Source organism: Agriterribacter sp. (assembly GCF_035445465.1).
In the GTDB taxonomy this organism is placed as follows: domain Bacteria; phylum Bacteroidota; class Bacteroidia; order Chitinophagales; family Chitinophagaceae; genus Agriterribacter.
This window is the reverse complement of the sequence record NZ_DAOMQT010000035.1, coordinates 19,994-39,479: the sequence shown is the minus strand read 5'-3', so window position 1 is coordinate 39,479 and position 19,486 is coordinate 19,994. Positions and strand designations below refer to the sequence as shown.

Sequence of the window (19,486 nt, the reverse complement as noted above, 5' to 3'; positions counted from 1 at the left end):
CGGTTTTTTAACTTGTATTTATAAGGATGCTCTTTCACCCGGCCAGGGCGTGTGCTTACCATTTGATTTATACACCGGCCTTTGGGCTTTTACCTCTTTTAAATATACTGTTAGCCGGCTGGCCAGGCTTTTCACCATAGCCGGGTATTTTTGTGCAATGTTATTCTTCTCTCCGATATCGTCTTTTATATTAAATAATTCCGATCGTGCATCTTTATAATAGTAGATCAGTTTCCAGTTGCCGGAACGGATGGAACTGGTTGCTCCGATACCGGGTCCTGCAGGACCCCAGTTATTGGGAAAATGCCAGTACAGGTTACGGCTTTTTCTTTTGGCCTGCGGATTTTTTAAAAGATCTTCAAAAGATATACCATCAACATGCTGTACCGTTTCCGGCGTTTTTATTTTAGCCAAAGAAAGGATGGTTGGGAAAAAATCTTCAGCAATAATATATTGATCACAGGTACTGCCGCCTTCGGTAACACCCGGCCATCTTACCAGCATAGGCTCCCGTATGCCGCCTTCATAGGCAGAGCCCTTGCCACTGTTGAGCGGGGCGTTATGGGTATGGGGACTGCCTGCCCGGGCATGGGCACTCAGTCCGCCGTTGTCCGACATAAAAATGATGATCGTATTGCCGGCAATACCTTTTTCATCAATGTAATTCAAAATGTCATCTAAGCTTTTGTCCATGCCTTCTATCATAGAAGCATACCGGGCTTCACTTTCGGGCAAGCCCTGATCCTGATACTTTTTATAGTAGCGATGGTCGGCTTCCAACGGAACATGTATGGCGTAATGCGATAAATACAAATAGAATGGCTTATGCAATGAGAGGGCAGTATCCATTGCCAGCATAGCTTCCCTGGTAAGCGCATCGCTCAGGTTAATATCCTGCCCCCAGTATTTTTGCAGTCCCGGAATGGCCCATACCTGTTTGCCGGCGTCTGGCGAATTGTTACCAAAATCATTTCGTCCCTGGTAAGTGGCCGGGCCGCCTGCAGCGTGGCCGGCAATATTCACGTCAAAGCCCAGGTTCTTGGGATCAGCCCCAGGCGTGGCTATTGCGCCCCAGTGCGCTTTACCGCAATGAATGGTATAATACCCGTTGTTCCGTAGTACAGCGGGTAACGGGGTAGCATACACGGTGCGCTCAATACCGGGAACGGGCGATAAGCCATTTACATTCCATAGCGGATACTCAAGCACATCGTCTTTCGCATCATTAGAGGCATTTTTTCGCAAAGTCCAGTTGGTTACCCGGTGCCTTGCCGCATTCATTCCTGTCATCAAGCTCACACGGGTAGGCGAACACACGCTGCTGGCATAAGCCTGGGTAAATTTCATGCCCGAGGCCGCCAGCCGCTCCATGGCGGGTGTATGATACAAATGGTTAAAAGGCGTTGCTTCCGTCCAGAAAGGAACCGAAGTATCCTGCCAGCCCATATCATCTACCAAAAAAAAGATGATATTGGGTTTGGGTTTATTCTGCGCGGATGATACCACGGGTGCAATAAACCAGGACAAAAGAAAAGCGGCAAATAAACAGGCTCTCTTCACTTCAAGTTATTTTACAGGCAGTGCGCTTTATACCAATCATTATCGCCAAACTTCAGCAACTACGCAATGCGAATAAAGACAAAAATTGGGGTTGCGCCTAAAACAAATGCTATAATTTTATGAACAATTTACATCGCTATGACAGCTACCATCCATGAACTGCAGGCTATTGTTGAAAAATACAGTCTGCTGCTGGCAGGGATTAATGAGGCAAATTACACATACAAACCATTACCGCACAAATGGAGCAAAAAAGAAATACTGGGTCATTTGGTAGATTCAGCACAAAATAATATCAGACGGTTTATTGTAGCGCAATATGAAGATGAGCCCCGGATTACCTACCAGCAGGATGAGTGGGTAAGCATATGCAATTACAAGGAATATTGTGTGCAAGACTTAATTCAACTGTGGCAACTGCTGAACCGGCATATTTGTGTTATACTGAACAATACTTCATCTGAAAAGCAAAACAGAACGGTATGCACAAGCGAACCCCATACAATTGCCTGGGTAGCCGAAGATTATAATAAACACCTCCTGCATCATTTGCACCAGGTGCTGGATATGGAACCTGTGGCTTACCCGTAATCAAAAAAAAACACATAGGCACAGTAGGATCATAGATATTATAAAGTCTCTTACATCATTTTCACCAGGTGCCGGATATGGAGTCTGCAAATTACCCAAGCACACTATGTGTTCCTATGCAACTATGTGCCTATGTGTCAAAACAATTAATACATAGGCACAGTAGGATGATAGATATTATAAAGCCTCTTACATCATTTGCACCAGGTGCTGGATATGGAGCCTGTAGCTTACCCGTAGTCAAAAAAATTAAACACATAGGCACAGTAGGATCATAGATACTATATTAACACCTCTTACACCATTGCACCAGGTGCCGGATATGGAGTGTCTGTAAATTACCCAAGCACACTATGTGTTCCTATGCAACTATGTGCCTATGTGTCAAAAAATATATTGTTTTGCTATGCCGGATTGTTTCAACAAAAATGCAGTATATTGGTTTTATGAAAAAAACAAGTATCCTTTTCCTTTTTTCCATGATCATTTTTATGGTAAGCAGCAATGCTTTAGCTCAAAATACTTTAGACAGTATATTACCTGTTCGTGGGTTTTGCATTGCGGCGCCGATGCCAAAAGGTGTGGATTCATTTGTAACTTTTATCAATAAGGAACTGGCTCCCCGCAAGGTAAACACACTGATCCTTCGTGTAGATTATAATTATCAATATACCAGTCACCCTGAATTGCGCGACAGCATTGCTTTATCAAAAACAGATGTTAAAAAAATAGTAGCCGCCTGCCGGGCGAACGGCATAAAAGTAATACCACAGGTTAACCTGCTCGGACACCAGTCCTGGGCAAACAAAACATCCAGTCTTTTGCGCGTATACCCGCAATTTGATGAAACACCCCATGTAAAAATGCCGGAAAAATATGTATGGCCCAATGCAGACAGTTTGTACTGCAAGAGTTATTGCCCCCTGCATCCCGGCGTTCATAAAATTGTATTCGCATTGATGGATGAGATCTGCGATGCTTTTGAAACGGATGCTTTTCATGCGGGCATGGATGAAGTATTTTATATTGGCGATGCCAGGTGCCCCCGCTGCGGCGGAAAAGATAAGGCGGAACTGTTTGCAGGAGAAGTAACCCGTATACACGACCATCTTGCCGGTTCAGGAAGAAAATTATGGATCTGGGGCGACAGGCTGATTGACGGGTATGCTACAGGGTTGGGTATGTGGGAAGCCAGTCATAACAATACCCACCAGGCAATTGATATGATCCCCAAAGGTGTAGTGATATGCGACTGGCATTATGAACGTCCCGATAAAACGGCGGTATACTTTGCCATGAAAGGGTTCAACGTAGTTACCTGTCCCTGGCGAAATCCATCCATTGCTGTGAGCCAGTTAAACGATATGGTAAGCTTCAGAAATGGATCCACACCTGAAATGAACTCCAGGTTCCGGGGAATGGTTCAAACCGTATGGTCGGGCGCCGATGGATTCCTGCGTGGTTATTATGGCGGCACAGAAAATGCTTCTGCAGCCGGCAATACGCCATGGGATTGCTTCCGGGTACTTTACCAGGAAATCAATAAGCTGCAATAAACAGCGGATACTACATTACCTGTTTCATGATCTCCCTTTCTGAAAACAACACCAGGGGCTTAAATTGCTCATACCAGCTTTTCCATTGATCACCGCCCAGTTCTTTTTTCAGATCGGCTTCATAATCGGCCAAACGGGCATAGGGTAATTCAATAATCAGGCGGTAACCTTCGCCGGTAAAATCGGTTAAAACCCTTGTGCCGGTGGGATGAAGCAATAAGCCTTTTTGCATGCCTTCATCCAATAAAGCTTTGGCATCGCGGTAGCGGCCAAACTGAAGATGGAAAATTTCACGAAAGATGTACATAACCCATTTGTTAAGATGAATAATAGGAATGAGCTATAATGGATCAGTAACAAAATACAGAACAAGATAAGCACCTCCTGTGAGAAATACAATGGTTAGCAGCAGCTATAGTATTCCTACATTTGTCTGCAGTAAATCTAAACCCGGTATCAACTTTCCATCTTAACACTAACGCATATGAAAGTTATTTTTTTCCTTATCTTTTTGCTGCCCGTAGGAGCCCTGTGTCAAACCGGTTCCTACAGCCTCTTTAACGGGCGTGATTTAAGCGGATGGCATATAGATGTTCCGGAAATGGATACCAATGCGCTGGCAAGAAATCCTTTTATTATAAGAAACGGATTGCTGGTTAGCTTAGGCACTCCCGGCGGACATTTGATCACAGATTCCGTGTACCAAAATTTCAGGTTACAGGTAGAATACCGCTTTGTGGGTAAACCAGGAAATTGTGGTGTGCTGGTATTTGCTTCTACTCCCAGGTCGCTTTATAAAATGTTTCCCAAATCCATTGAAGTGCAAATGATGCATGAAAATGCGGGCGATTTCTGGTGCATTGTGGAAGATATAGCCGTGCCTGATATGGAAAAACGCCGCGGACCAAAAGCAGAATGGGGTATAACGGAAGGTAAAAACAGAAGGATACTCAACCTGACAGACGGATCAGAAAAACCTTTGGGTGAATGGAACACGATGGTAGTAGAGTGCCTAAAAAATTCCATACGGGTGTGGGTAAACGGCGACCTGGTGAATGACGGTTTTAACTGTACGGCGGAAAAAGGTCAGATTGCTTTACAGGCCGAAGGTGCTGAAGTGGAATTCCGAAAAGTTGAATTAACGCCTATTACCCAACTATCGGCGGCTGTTAATGATAAATGAACCCTTTCTGAAAAACCCTGCAATAGCAGAAACCGAATCCAATAGCAGATGATTTTTAGTTTACCGTTGTATTTCTTCGGATTTAGAGCTTATGGCTTCGGATTTGAAGTTTATTTGGATCTTGTTTTTTGTAATTTGGTTCTTTGCAGGTACCAGCAGTCAGCCTTCAGGTGAGGCGGAAAAGGAGTATCATACTATCATTAGCAGCATTCACACCTTATACTCATACCTCCCACCTCACACCCCCACTTCTCCTATCATTTTCTTAATCCCACGCAGGAAACTACCTTATTTTTGCGCTACAGGCAGCATGTGGTGGGTAATTTATACCACATTCGCTATATAAATACAACGTATACAGGCATTAGCATGATTTTTTCTATTGATGGATAAGGCATTAGGTAAAAAATAAATACCCCGGTAATCACTAAGTATCTATAGCATGGATCAACAGGAAACGAAAAAAAGTACAGGAAAAAGAATAGCAGGGATAGCAGCCAAAACTGTTCTTTTTATACTGCTGTTCCTGGTGCTTCTTGCCGGGCTCATCCTTACACCGCCTGTGCAAAATTTTATTCGTGGAAAGGCGGTTACTTATCTTGAAAAAAAATTACAGACCAAAGTTGCCATTGGCAAAATTTACATCGGCTTTCCCAAAAAAGTAGTGGTTGAAAATGTTTATGTAGAAGACCAGGGCAAAGACACTTTAATTGCGGCAGGCAGCATAAAAGTAAATGTTGATCTGTTTGACCTCATTGCCGGGAATGGAATAGATGTCCAGTCTGTTGAATTAGATCATATAACGGCTAAAATTAAACGACAACTGCCCGATACCGTTTTTAACTTCCAGTTTATTATTGATGCTTTTGCTTCTGCAGATGCCAAACCTGCAGATGAAGATACCGGCTCCACTCCCTTTACTTTGCGATCGGTTGAGCTTAACCATATCAGAATCGTATACAACGATGTGATTACAGGCAATGATGTGGAAGCTCATTTAGAACATTTTGACACCAGGCTGGAAACATTCGACCTTGAAAAAATGCAGTTCAGCATTGCGCCGCTTACATTGCAGGGGTTAACCGCACGGGTGTACCAGTCAAAACCATTGCTTGAGGCAGAACCTGCGGAAGAAGATGTAGCAGATGCGAAAGCGCCTGTTAATGTACAGCTAGATCTGGACGATATAGATATTCAAAACATCAACCTTGATTACCGCAATAATGTTTCTGCTTTGTATACGCAGCTAAACCTGGGAGCCCTGCATATTCAACCGCAAAAAATTGACCCCGCACAACGCATCATCAGTCTCAATACACTTTTATTAGACAGTACAACGGCCGTTCTTCGACTGGGCAAAAAAGAAGGAGCAGGAATAGTTAAAAAAGAAACCCGGCAGGAAGTAAACGCCCAGGCCGAAGCCGGCTGGCGCATACAGATGGCCAGCCTGCAATTAGACAATACTAACCTGCGGTTTGATGATGACAACAGTCCCCAACAGCAAAGCGGAATGGACTATATGCACCTGAAAACCGGAGCATTGTCTTTACATGTCAGCGATCTGTTATACAGCAGCGATTCCGTCGGCGGCAGTATCACAAAAGCAATGTTCACCGAGCAAAGCGGTTTTGTATTGAACCAGTTGAAAACAGATTTCCTTTATTCAAACAGGCAGGCTTATTTAAAAGAGCTTTATTTAAAAACACCCGGAACAGAATTGAAACGGAATATTGCTATACAATATGATTCCATAGGCGCATTACAAAAGGATATCGGCCGCATGCAATTAAACTTAGATCTGCAAAACAGCAAAATACAGGTAAAAGATATATTATGTTTCATGCCTTCCCTGCGTTCACAGCCAGCCTTTACCGACCCCAATGCTATATGGCTGATCAATAGCCGCATGAGCGGCCGCATTGCTGATCTGCAGGTACCAGTTCTACAGATCAGCGGATTGAAAGATACGCGGATTGACATCAGCGGACAATTAAGGGGTTTACCTGATATGAATAAACTGGGCGCCGATCTTTCCATCAAAAATATCAGCAGTTCGCAAACAGACATGGCATTATTCGTTCCTGCAGGAACCCTGCCTCAAAACATTACCCTGCCTTCTCAAATGAATATATCCGGCAAACTCAATGGAAATACAGGGAAGCTTACTACCAACCTGTTACTGAAAACCAGCCTGGGTAATGCTTCATTAGAAGGAACAATGGAACAAATTGCCGACCCCAACAAATCCGTTTACGACCTTCAATTGAATACAACATCGCTCGATCTGGGAACCATTTTACAGGATAAGGAAAATCTTGGACCGGTATCTGCCGATTTCCACATTAAAGGAAATGGTTATGACCCCAAAACAGCCAACGCTGCTCTTACCGGAAAAATAAAGTCGGCCATCCTTAAACAATATGAATACCGCGATTTGAATTTGAAGGGAACAATAGCCAATCAGCAGGCAACAGTACATGCTGATATTGCTGACCCCAATATTCATTTTGCTGCGGATGCTATGGCCGATCTTTCAAAAGCATACCCGTCTGTACAATTGAATGCAACCATTGACAGTATTAAAATGCAGGCCCTGCATTTAACCGGCGATGAGCTGATCTACCGTGGTAATGTACAGGGCGATTTTAAAAATACAAATCCCGATAGTCTTGACGGTACATTGTTCATCCTTCAATCATTGCTGGTGTATAACCAGCAAAGAGTGCAAATGGATACCATTCAATTACTGGCAGGCACAAATGACAGCGCAAGATATATACAGTTGAACAGTGATGTGGTGAACGCCCGGTTGCTTGGCCGGTATAAGCTCACCGAGCTGGGCAGCATTTTCCAAGATGCTATACAACCTTATTTCGCTATGGCTGCTACGGATTCAGCAAAAAAAACGGAGCCTTATGATTTTACCATTAATGCAAATATTATAAACGGGCCGGCGCTTAAGGCTTTTGTACCGCAGCTCGAAAGAATGGATTCCGTAGTGCTGAAAAGCAGGTTCACAACCAATGAAGGCTGGAATGCATCGCTGGCTGCACCTGCTGTACATATTGGCGCCAATCAAATAGATGAGCTGCAGCTAAACGCCGCTACCACAGACAGTGCCATAAACATACACGCTGATGTAGAAAATATAGTTATTGGAAAAAGCCTCGCCCTGCATAAAACCAATATCACCGCTTCGGTAGCGAACAATACCATTGATTATGCATTGAATATAAAAGACAAAGCCGACAACGAAAGATATAACGTGAAAGGACTATTACAGCAATCACAAAATGGAGGTTACCGGTTTTCGATAAAGCCCGCGGACCTGTTGCTGAATTATAAGGACTGGACAATAGCAGCAGATAATAAAATTACAGTAGCTGATGAAGGAGTGCATGCGGAAAATTTTGTTTTAAACCAGGATAAGCAGCAACTGAGCATCAATAGCCTTTCCGAAGCAGCAAATGCCCCGATGGAAATCGGCTTTTCCAATTTTAGCATTGCCACCCTCACCGGCTTTGTGCAACCCGATTCCACATTAGCAGACGGCACACTGAACGGTAAAATTACCGTTAGCAATCTCACACAGCAGCCTGTGTTTGTTGGTGATCTTTCTATAAATGAACTGAGTATCAAAAAAGATACGATAGGGAATGTAAAAATGCTGGTCAACAATAAAGTAGCAGATACCTACAATGCCGATGTAACCATAACCGGCAACGATAATGATGTACAACTCAGTGGCAATTATTATGCTAACAATAAAGCTATAGATCTCAGCCTCAACATACGGAAGCTGCCGCTTACTACCGCACAGGCGTTTTCGGCGGGTGCACTACGTGATGCTTCCGGGTTTATAAACGGGGCATTTAAAATAACGGGCACAACAGATCAGCCTGCTGTAAACGGTGAATTGCTTTTCAACAAAACAGCATTCAACCTGAGCATGCTCAATAACATATTTGCTATTGACCAGGAAAAGTTATCGGTAACCAGCCAGGGTATTGTTTTCGATCGCTTTGAGATCAGAGACTCAGCCCGCAATGCACTGATCCTTGACGGCACTGCCGCCACCGGCAACTTTTTGAACTACAATTTTGACCTTACAATAAGAGCGGATAATTTCAGGGCATTGAACAGCACTAAAAAAGACAATAAATTATTTTATGGGCAACTGTATTTCAATACCAACCTCACAGTAAAGGGAACGGAAACAGCGCCTGTAATTGATGGAAGCCTGAAAGTAAACGAAAAAACAAAAATGACCATCGTCCTTCCCCAAAATGAGCCGGGAGTGGCAGACCGGGAAGGCATTGTGGTTTTTGTTGATAAAGATGCACCGCAAAATGATTCTCTTTTTTTGGCTTCCTATGATTCACTGAATACATCATCGCTGCAGGGAATGGACGTTTCGGTAAATATTGAAATAGATAAAGCCGCAGATTTTACGCTGGTGGTTGATGAAGGCAACGGCGATTTTCTGAATGTGAGGGGCGATGCGCAATTGAGTGCAGGTGTAGATCCCAGCGGAAAAATAACGCTTGCCGGAACCTATGAAATGGAAGAAGGCAGCTATGATCTTACCTTCAATTTTCTTCACCGCAAATTTGATATTGTAAAGGGAAGCAAAATTACCTGGGAAGGAGAGCCAACGGATGCCAATGTAGACATTACCGCGAAATATACCGCCAATACAGCTCCGCTCGACCTGGTAAAGAATCAATTGGGTGAAGATGTAAGCTCAGCGCAAAGAAATACTTACCTGCAGAAGCTTCCTTTTGACGTAATGCTTACCATGACGGGTAAATTGCTAAAGCCTAATATTAGTTTTGATATTATTCTTCCGGATAATAAAAATTACGGTGTATCAAACGATATTTTGGCCAATGTAAGAACGAAGCTCGACATCCTGCGGCAGGAAGAAGCGGAAATGAATAAACAGGTTTTTGCCTTATTGCTGCTAAACCGTTTTGTGGCAGAAGATCCTTTCAGCAGCAGTGGAAATACCAGCACATCTGCACTGGTAAGGCAAAGCGTAAGCAAGCTCATGACCGAACAGCTCAATCAACTGGCAGCCGACCTGGTAAAAGGCGTTGACCTGAACTTCGATATTGCTGCTTCCGATGATTATACTACAGGGGAAAGGCAAAGCCGTACCGACCTGAATGTGGGCTTATCCAAAAAACTGCTGAATGATCGCCTGACCGTTACCGTTGGCAGCAATTTTGAGATCGAAGGTCCTCAGAACGCCAACCAGCGGGCCAGCAATATAGCGGGTAATGTAGCGCTGGATTACCGTTTAAGCGAAGACGGCAGGTATATGCTGAGAGGGTACCGGAAAAACGATTACCAGGGCGTGATAGACGGTTACATTGTGGAGACAGGCATAGGCTTTATTATTACGGTGGACTATAACCGCTTCAGGGATATCTTCAAAAAAAGAAAAACGCAGGAGCAGCGCAGAAAAGACAGGGAAAGAAAAAAAACCGAACGGCAGGAACAAAAAAACAATCCACCGGAAAACACAAACCCTGCAAACCAATAAAATGAAGAAAAGGATCATTCATATTATTATAGTATGGGTAACTGTTTGTTTGCTGGCAGGTTGCAGCAGTACCCGTAAGCTTCCTGCCGGTGAAGCCTTATATACCGGCGCTACAATAAAAATAGAAGACCCGGCGCCACGTAACAAAGAAAAAAAGAAGATAAAAGCCGAACTGGAAGCCCTCACCAGGCCATTGCCCAATAAAACAATATTGGGAATGCCTTTTAAACTATGGATGTACAACCTGGCCGGCAATCCCAAAAAAGAAAAATCAATAGGAGGCTGGCTGAAATATAAAGTGGGTGAACCTCCCGTACTCGCCGGTGATGTTAACCTGGAATGGAATGTAAAAGTTTTACAAAGCACATTGGAAAACAGGGGATATTTTAAAGCTGTTGTACAGGGGGACTCAATACTGAAAAATAAAAAAACCAGGGTGGTGTATACCGTTCAAACGGGCAACCGCTATATCATTAATGAAGTGGTGTTCGATAAAGACAGTGCCGTTTTACAAAAAACAATAAACGTGTCATCCGGTAAAACGCTGCTTAAAACCGGTGATCCGTTTAACCTTGAGACCGTTAAAGCAGAACGGGAACGGATAGACGCCGAGCTGAAAGAGAAAGGGTTTTATTACTTCGATCCGGATTACCTTATTATACAGGCCGACAGTACAATCGGCAATAATACGGTAAACCTGCAGGTAAAAATTAAGCCGGGCACTCCGCAAAGAGCAAGAAAAGCATATACGATTAATGACGTATACATTTTTCCCGGCTACAGGCTTAGCGCTCAAAAAGCCGATACGCTGAAAAGTGATGCAGCATTTTACAAAGGCTATTATGTTGTAGATAAAGGTAAAACATACAAGCCGTTGATGTTCGCGCAATCCATGCAATTTAACCCCGGGGATGTATATAACCGTAAAGATCACAACCAGAGCATCAGCAGGTTAGTAAACCTGGGGGTATTTAAATTTGTAAAGAACAGGTTTGAGCCTGTTGAAGATCCCGACTCAGCCAAATTAGACGTTTACTATTACCTCACTTCGCTACCCAAAAAATCGCTGCGGGCAGATATTAATGCCAATACCAAATCAAATAACCTTACCGGCTCCGGCATTACCATTGGCTGGCGTAACCGCAATACATTCAGGGGCGGTGAATTGCTTTCCGTTAATGCTACTGCCGGTTTTGAGATACAGTACAGCGGACAATTAAAAGGTTTTAATACCTATAGAGGCGGATTAGAAGCCCAACTTACTTTTCCACGGTTTCTTATCCCTTTTGTTACTTTGGATACCCGTAGCGGTTTTGTACCTAAAACCAACATACTCGTGGCCTATGATATTTTAACCAAAGAAAAGCTATATACCATGAATTCCTTCAGGGGTGAGTTTGGTTATGCCTGGAAAGAAACAGCCAGCAAAGAACATCAGTTTAACCCCATAGCTATTAATTACGTGCAACCCATACGCGTTACCCCCTTGTACGAAAGCAATGCCGCCAATAATCCCTCCCTGCAAAAAGCCATTGAAAAGCAGTTTATCATTGGCTCCAATTATAATTACAATTACAATGAACTAACAGGCAACAATGGTTTAAAAGGACTTTACTTTAATGGCAATGCTGATTTTTCAGGAAATATCGCAGGTTTAATTACCGGCGCCAATACACTGAACGGAAAACCTAAAACCATTTTTGGAGCGCAGTTTTCACAGTATGTTAAACTCGAAACCGATCTCCGGTATTACGTGAAGCTTTCTTCAAAAAATACATGGGCAAACCGTTTGATCGTTGGCTTTGGTTATCCTTACGGTAATTCATCAGAGCTTCCCTTTATCAAACAGTTTTTTGTGGGCGGCAACAACAGTATCCGCGCGTTCCGCAGCCGTTCACTGGGTCCTGGCACCTATAAAGACATGAATACCATGAATTTTATTCCCGATCAGTCGGGCGATATTAAGCTGGAATTCAATACAGAGTTAAGGGCTAAATTATTCAGCATAGTACACGGCGCTGTTTTCGTGGATGCGGGCAATATCTGGCTTTATCATAAAAATACAGATAAGCCAGGAAGCCAATTTAGTAACAGCTTCATGAAAGAGCTGGGTGTAGGCACAGGTGTGGGGTTACGGTTTGATGTATCCTTTCTTGTACTGCGGCTCGATGTGGCATTCCCTTTGCGTAAACCCTGGCTGCCGGAAGCTGAAAGATGGGTAATAGATCAGGTGGATTTGGGCAGCAGCACATGGCGAAGGGATAACCTTATTTTTAATTTGGGAATAGGATATCCATTTTAGTGTTGCGTCAGGCAAATTATATCTGTATTGCAGCTCGTGAAACGATAAATGTGAGACGATAAACGTAAAACAATAAATTATTCTCCACTCACCATTCACTTTTCACCATTCACCACCACATCATCCACATAATACACCGCTTTAGCAACTTTTTCATCGGCGCCGGGCAACGGAGGCTCAGGTTCTTCATTGGGCGTTCTGCGGTTGGGAATATCCCTGTAAGGCCCTGTTCTGAAAGAGATGCGCTCTACCGATTTTACTGCTTCGGCTAATGCTGCCCGTGATAGTACTTTTTTACCGTTCAGCAAAAGATCGAATGATCCGCTCAGACCAGCATTGATGATAAGCCGGAAATCATACCAAGTGCCGTGCCCGTATTTTTGGATTATAATACTTTTACTGCCATTCGTTACTTCAATTTCTCCCTTACTGTTAAAGCTGATCCGTACCGGGCGATTGCCATAGCGGTCGCTTACATCAACAGACAGCTCGCCATGATCACTTTGCCCGGCATATACCCTGAACTGCAGATCAGCCTTAGTGGTTTCTTTAAAAACCCGTATTGCCCGGGCATAGTCATAAGGATCTTCATCCGTTAGCTGCAGGCTTTTATTTCTTGTATCCGGAAAATCCGCTACTGCAACGGGCGCCCATTGTGGTGAATAGATATTCCAGTTGGGAATTGCTTTCCCCGCAACAAAGGAATTAAAATTATCATTTACAGGGGTGTTTACACTGTAAGTAACGGGTACGGGCACGCGTGTAACCCACATGTCTTCCTTATTCATGCTGTATGTGATCCACATATCGTTGCCCGGCGGGTTACCATTGCCTTCTATTATCCCTCTTGTATAGCAGGGGCCGAAATCTTTCCACCTGCCAAAAAAACGCCTGGGCGGCACTTCACCCTGTACCAGCAGCATATCATCAAAAATGATCCCGTCATCGCTTGTCACTATGATTAAAGGATAACGGTATTCAGAGTTGTCTATCGGGTTATAGCACATGGCATACCTGCCATCTTCTGTACTTTGCCCCCAGTTTTTACCGCCCGACATTAAGAGTGTAGACACTTTCACAGGTGTAGAAAATGTAGCACCTTCATCATCCGATAAAGCGGCTTTCGATTTTTTCCAGAGCATTACTACTTTGCCGTCCTTACGATGAAAATAAGACAGCGCGGAAAGATGATCATCATTTTTATTTTCAGCATATAAAGTATCCTTACCATCATCCTCATCCTTCCACTGTAATATCATTAATTTATTGTTCAGCAATGCTTTGCAGGCGGCTACAAAGCCGGTATCTTTTGATTGGGTATAAAAAGGGAAGCTGGTATTGGTTTCATTCCATTGGGCATGCGACTCATAGCGGATAAAATATACAGGACCGAAACTGCCGTCTTTGTATATCTCTCGCACTACCCTGCCAATGCCACCTTCCTGGAAAGGGTCTTCCGTATGCCCGTAAAAAGCCAGGGTGAGTAAGCGCCCGTTTGGCGCCACGTAAAATCCCATGCGCTGGTGCATCATATAGCCATGATATCCTTGCGGAATTTTTACCCCCGCCGGCGGCTGGTAAGGTGCAAATAAAATGCGTGGTTTTTCCCAGTTGCGTCCATCGGCAGAAGTAATGAGCAGTGTTTGTCCCGGTGCAATATGCTCATCAACCGGGTTGCTGAGATACTGCAGGTAAAATTTCCCGTTCCGGTAGGCCAGGTTAGGCGCATGATTGTAAGTCCAGCCCGAATCGCCGTCTATTCCGCCATGTGCTCTGTTGGCACGCATTACCTGTATGCTCTCCGCTCCCACCGCCCACCGCAGCCGGCCTTCATGCACCGATGGATCAATGGTTACACCGCCCACATATCGAACGGGCTCGGAGGCGCTGCCGGTTTGGGCAAACAAATATGCAGGTAGTAAAATAACCACCATGCATATGGCACAAATAATTTTGCTGTGGGTTGAACAAAACATAGTGATGAAATTAAGGTATTCAACTATATAAAACAGCACCCCTATGCTGAATCTTATTCTAATTTCTATAGAGAAATTCTATTTCGATTTATACTGCATAATATACCTGTCGTTAATCTTTCGGTTTGGGTTTCGTGGCTAAGGGTTACAGGTTTCACGCAGTGTACGCTGCGTGAATAAAAGTTTTAATTTTGACCGTTGAAAAATATACCACATGAACGTTGAACAAATACGGGAATACTGCTTATTGAAAGAAGACGCTGAAGAATCACTCCCCTTCGGCCCCGATACCGTAGTGTTCAAAACAGATGGAAAAATATTTTTATTACTTTCCTTAGATACAGAACACACTCAGTTCAATGTAAAATGCGATCCGGATAAAGCAGAGGAGCTCAGGGCAGCATATTCCTGTGTATTACCCGGTTACCACATGAACAAGAAGCATTGGAATACCATCATTGTAGACGGATCGGTTTCATCCGGAATATTAAAAGAATGGATTGATGATTCGTATAAACTGGTGAAGAAAAAGAAGAAGCGTTGAGTGATACGGATTTGTATCTCGAAGTCTGAGACATCGTACAGCGATGAAGAGGAAGAAAAAAATGTAACACCTATACCCTTACTGCTTCGCGTTAGAAAGAAATGTTATCCGCTGCAAGTAAGGTTTCAATTTTGCTGATCATCGCGCTAATGTTTTCTTCCTTTACATTATCCCTGTCCTGCAGCATGAATTTCTTAGCCTCAGGATCTTTTACCAGCATAGCGCCCACTTTAAGCATAAACTTATCTTTCCATGACAGCTTACTTTGTATCAACCGTCCGGGCAGGAAAAAAATATGGGAGGGGTCAACAAGCCCGTCAGGAACATTTTGCTTTATGATCTTTTCCCGGTCTTTAGGGTTATTGCTGCCGCAAACTACAAACAGCACTACCTTTTTATTTTTTAAAACACCGGCATATTGCTTTATCCATTCGCGGATGAGCAGCTTGCCGATATACACGGAACTGCCCACTATAATAAAATCGTATGCTTTAATATCCGCCTCCTGCAGCTCTTCCTGTGTTTTAAGTGGCAGATGAAGTGCAGTGCCCAGCCATTCGGCATACTGGCGTGTGGCTCCGTATTTGCCCTTATAAATGATAACGCTTTTCATAATAGTATTTTAAAACGGCATAAAACTATTAAGATGCGGCGCTGAAAACTATGATATAGTGCAGTGGTTTTCCTGATAAAAATCACCCGAAACCCGTACTAAGCATTAGCTGCCTGTTGTTCCTTTTTTAATTTGCTGTCCAGCACAAATGTGCCGAAAGGCAAAAGAGAAGCAATAAATGCCAGCACTACTTTACCAAAGCTCCACCGGTACTGTATCCATACTTTTAGTAATAAGACCATATATAAAACAAACAGTACACCATGCGCCCAGCCTGTATACTTTACCGCTTCCGGAAGTCCTGCAAAATACTTTAAGGGCATAGCTATGCCCAATAAAATAAGGTAGGATATACCTTCCACTATTGCTACTAACCTGAACCTGCCTAATGTTGAATCCCAAAAAGAATTATTCATGCCTGAAATTTTTGGAAAGATATAAAGATTTCACGCAAAGCCCGGGATGAAAGCAAGAACCAATTTAAAACCGGCCTGTTTTCCCAGCTACCGTTTCGCGGAGACACGAACCGGGCGTTAATCATTTAATAACAACCCGTGTGGATCTGTTTGAAAATACCGGCACCTTTTTCGCCGGCTCTTTCACAACCAGCTTACTGATCGTTATATCATGCCCGTTATCAATAACAATGGCAGTACGAAAATCCTTTTTTTTCACGGAAAGAAGCATGTTCTCAATACGAACATCCTCCACATGCTTAAAGAAAAATCCCCAGGCCGGCAACTCGCCAAACATGGAAAACTCAGGGTAAGCTGTGGCTTTTTCAGGAATTTTGTTCAAAGCATTAAGGGGAACCGCTGCAAAATGAGGATCTCCTCCTCCGGGATACCTGATCTCAATATTCCTCATTTCCACATGGCGGATAAACGCATCCGGAAGCCCTGCAAAAGATGACGGCGAAATATTACGCGGCATATCTTCTACCGGTCCTTCGTATTCATATCCTGCATCGGGTTTGGTAGCAGCAATTTCGGCATACAGGTTTGATATCCGTATATGCTCCATGCGTCCTTTTTTACCCGGCACACGTTCTCCTATACGAAGAAAGACCGCATTTCCCGTATTGAAGGCCTGCAGGCTGTCAACAATTATATCTTCCACAAAACCGCCATCCACGGCTGCAAAAGTAATCGCCGAGCGGTAGGTGTTATACACTTTATTATTCATGATCCTCACATTACTGAACCCGCCATATGAAGCCGTTCCGAACTTGATGCCATTTGCGCTGGATCGTATCGTATTATTGATTATCTCAACATTTTTACAAACTTTTGAAGCATCGTGCGATTTAAGACATATACCGTCATCAGACGCATCAATATAAGAATTAGTAATTTTTACCCCGTTGCAATCCACGATATCAATGCCATCGTTGTTCCAATACGCTTTACTGTCTACGTAAATGCTGTCTAACCAAAGATCGGTGCACTGGTCGTAGGTTTGTACCCAGCTCGATGAATTTTTGATCGTAATGCCGCGTATGAGTATATCTTTACATCCTTTCAGGTAAAAGATCATCGGTCTGGCTTCTGCTTCTGGCCGATCATAGCGGAAGCCATCTTTATAAATTCCGCGATGGATGACATCTACGAAATTGCGGGCTACCTCGCGCCCCTGCCCGTCAATATACCCCTTCCCTGTAATGGCAATATTTTCCTGGTCTAATCCAAACAGCAAAGCCGTCCAGCCTTTCCTGTCGTATTCCCAGGGGTTTAATGCGCCAATCAACCCGGCGCCTTCTTTCAGCTCTATAGACACATTAGACCGCAGGTAAACTGATCCCGTGAGGTATCTGCCCACATGAAAAACCAGCCGGCCGCCCCCGTTATCGTGAATATAGTTAAGCGCATATTGAATAGACCGGGTATTCAATGTTACGCCATCCGAATAAATATTAAACAATGAGGCCGGGTAATCTTTACCCGAAACGATAGTGAAAGGCAGAGAGAGCAGCAGTATAAACAGGTATTTTTTTTTGTGCATGATCATTTTTTTAAATTATGGCTGCCACAATTATCCTTCCGGATGTGAACGGAAATGTAAATGCGATAACAAAACAATAAAATTTGCTGATCCGCAGGCGGGCCAGTTTTTGAAATTAATTCTCAAATTGAAATAAAACAAAAGAAAAAAGCGAATGCTGTTCAACCAAACAAAAAAGGATAAACCACATTTCGTGGAGACATGAAACCGGGGCGGTGAAATCTGTCTACCTGTTTCAGGACAATAAACCGTATCACCGGTTGCTTTTCCTATAAATAACCAAGCCACCACTTGTGATGTACATGCAGGCTTTTATACCGGTCATATTTTTTACACAGGGGAAATAAAATAAGCACTACCGATACCCATACTGCATACACTCCCCACAAATTAAATCCGAAATCACTTGGCCGGAAAAGGAAAGGATTGTTGGGCGTAACAATTTGGCTGCCGGAATAACCCTGCGCATAGAAAAAGATGACAACCAGCAGGTGGATAAGATAAAAATGCAGGATATAATAAAACATGGGCACACGACCATATATCCTGAAAAAATCAGTGGTTTTATTTTTTCTCTCTTCCAGTAATGACAACAGCAGCATTCCACCGCCAATAGTAAGACAAAGAAATTGGAGCGATGGTGGGTATTTGTTGACATTAATAAAGGAAAGAAAAGTAAACACATCACCTCTTGGTTGTACGGACCATGGAACAGGGTCGCCATATTTATTGATAAGCCGCAAAAGAATAAAAAGCAGTAAAAGCCCCGCTCCCATCTGCCATAATATCTTTTTTCTCCATGCCGCATTAACACCGGAACTGAATAATCTTCCAAAACAATATCCAAGCAGCATTACGCCAGTCCAGGGCAGAAACGAATAAACAATAAGAAATAAATGATCCTTATCAATATTGTAAACAGAAAAATCAGAGAAGTACAAGAGGTCTGAAATCAAACTTCCTTTCAATCCCGCGCTGATGCCCGGATAATCGAGCAGGTTATGACCAAAGACAATGATAAGCCCAATAGTTAAGATCGCTTTAAAAGGCAGGTATATTAATATACCCAGGATGAAAAAACTTATACCGATAGCCCAGATGACCTGCAGAATGATAACATTATAAAATGGATTGAAAGTCCAGCCCAAAGTAATGATCCCTACTTCCACCACTACCAGCCATAACCCTCTTTTGATCAGAAAGCTGCTGAGTTCCTTTTTTGTCTTTTTAAAACCAAGCAAATAACCTGAAGTACCTGCCAGGAAAACAAAAATGGGCGCACAGAAATGAGTAATCCATCTGGTAAAAAACAGTGCCGGTGTGGTACTGTCAAGATCAGTAGGACCGGTGGCAAGCTCATCGCCGCCCTCCACAACCACTCTATGAAAAAAATCCCTGACATGGTCCAGTGCCATGATAACCATCACAAGTCCGCGAAGTACATCAATCGAATCAATCCGGTAGCGCCTCTTAACCGATAATTCCTGCATACCATTGCATTTAACGTTTAAGATACGAAAAGGAGATTGCCTGCAAATACCCGAATTGGGGTATAAAGCTGCCATTTTATTTCCTGTTCATATAACATGCGGCAATCTTACTTTGCTTTAAA

13 protein-coding genes are annotated in these 19,486 nt (G+C 43.3%); 6 read left to right on the top strand and 7 right to left on the bottom strand.

Translation table 11 applies throughout. The features are described 5' to 3' along the window. Positions 1-18: 18 nt before the first annotated feature. The gene (locus tag PLE34_RS15430; RefSeq protein ID WP_324558393.1) at positions 19-1,560 is read right to left on the bottom strand and encodes a sulfatase; all 1,542 of its coding nucleotides are present in this window, start codon (positions 1,558-1,560) and stop codon (positions 19-21) included. Between the two features lie 138 nt (positions 1,561-1,698). Here PLE34_RS15430 and PLE34_RS15425 point away from each other — a divergent pair, with 138 nt between their 5' ends. Continuing rightward, the gene (locus PLE34_RS15425) at positions 1,699-2,151 is read left to right on the top strand and encodes a DinB family protein (protein WP_324558391.1); all 453 of its coding nucleotides are present in this window, start codon (positions 1,699-1,701) and stop codon (positions 2,149-2,151) included. A 446-nt stretch (positions 2,152-2,597) separates the two neighbouring features. Then, positions 2,598-3,707 carry a family 20 glycosylhydrolase gene (locus PLE34_RS15420; RefSeq protein WP_324558390.1) on the top strand — a complete coding sequence of 370 codons (1,110 nt, stop codon included), beginning with the start codon at positions 2,598-2,600 and terminating at the stop codon, positions 3,705-3,707. A 10-nt stretch (positions 3,708-3,717) separates the two neighbouring features. On the opposite strand, the gene PLE34_RS15415 is transcribed toward PLE34_RS15420, so the two are convergent. Beyond that, the gene (locus tag PLE34_RS15415; RefSeq protein ID WP_324558388.1) at positions 3,718-4,014 is read right to left on the bottom strand and encodes a hypothetical protein; all 297 of its coding nucleotides are present in this window, start codon (positions 4,012-4,014) and stop codon (positions 3,718-3,720) included. 177 nt (positions 4,015-4,191) lie between these two features. Here PLE34_RS15415 and PLE34_RS15410 point away from each other — a divergent pair, with 177 nt between their 5' ends. The 3 genes from PLE34_RS15410 (at position 4,192) to tamL (ending at position 12,740) form a co-directional block, all read left to right on the top strand. Further along, positions 4,192-4,890: a 3-keto-disaccharide hydrolase gene (locus PLE34_RS15410; protein ID WP_324558387.1), complete on the top strand. Its 699-nt coding sequence runs from the start codon at positions 4,192-4,194 to the stop codon at positions 4,888-4,890. 442 nt (positions 4,891-5,332) lie between these two features. Continuing rightward, positions 5,333-10,438, top strand: a complete 5,106-nt coding sequence (locus PLE34_RS15405; RefSeq protein WP_324558386.1) for a translocation/assembly module TamB domain-containing protein — start codon at positions 5,333-5,335, stop codon at positions 10,436-10,438. A gap of 1 nt (position 10,439) precedes the next feature. Beyond that, positions 10,440-12,740: a translocation and assembly module lipoprotein TamL gene (gene tamL / locus PLE34_RS15400; protein WP_324558384.1), complete on the top strand. Its 2,301-nt coding sequence runs from the start codon at positions 10,440-10,442 to the stop codon at positions 12,738-12,740. Positions 12,741-12,835: 95 nt separating this feature from the next. On the opposite strand, the gene PLE34_RS15395 is transcribed toward tamL, so the two are convergent. After that, entirely contained in the window at positions 12,836-14,716 is a 1,881-nt protein-coding gene (locus PLE34_RS15395) for a six-hairpin glycosidase (RefSeq protein ID WP_324558382.1), read from the bottom strand. 214 nt (positions 14,717-14,930) lie between these two features. Between PLE34_RS15395 and PLE34_RS15390 the strand changes: the two genes are divergently transcribed. Beyond that, positions 14,931-15,260 (top strand): MmcQ/YjbR family DNA-binding protein, encoded by a 330-nt coding sequence (locus PLE34_RS15390; protein WP_324558380.1) that lies wholly within the window; start codon positions 14,931-14,933, stop codon positions 15,258-15,260. A gap of 91 nt (positions 15,261-15,351) precedes the next feature. Here PLE34_RS15390 and PLE34_RS15385 read toward each other — a convergent pair whose 3' ends face one another. The 4 genes from PLE34_RS15385 to PLE34_RS15370 form a co-directional block, all read right to left on the bottom strand. Further along, complete coding sequence (locus PLE34_RS15385; protein ID WP_324558379.1) at positions 15,352-15,873, bottom strand: flavodoxin domain-containing protein; 522 nt, start codon at positions 15,871-15,873, stop codon at positions 15,352-15,354. A gap of 98 nt (positions 15,874-15,971) precedes the next feature. Further along, positions 15,972-16,289: a DUF3817 domain-containing protein gene (locus tag PLE34_RS15380; RefSeq protein WP_324558378.1), complete on the bottom strand. Its 318-nt coding sequence runs from the start codon at positions 16,287-16,289 to the stop codon at positions 15,972-15,974. Positions 16,290-16,410: 121 nt separating this feature from the next. Next, the gene (locus PLE34_RS15375; RefSeq protein WP_324558377.1) at positions 16,411-17,874 is read right to left on the bottom strand and encodes a glycoside hydrolase family 28 protein; all 1,464 of its coding nucleotides are present in this window, start codon (positions 17,872-17,874) and stop codon (positions 16,411-16,413) included. A 269-nt stretch (positions 17,875-18,143) separates the two neighbouring features. Next, on the bottom strand, positions 18,144-19,439 hold the full coding sequence (locus PLE34_RS15370) for an acetyltransferase domain-containing protein (protein WP_324558376.1): 1,296 nt from the start codon (positions 19,437-19,439) through the stop codon (positions 18,144-18,146). Positions 19,440-19,486 lie beyond the last annotated feature (47 nt).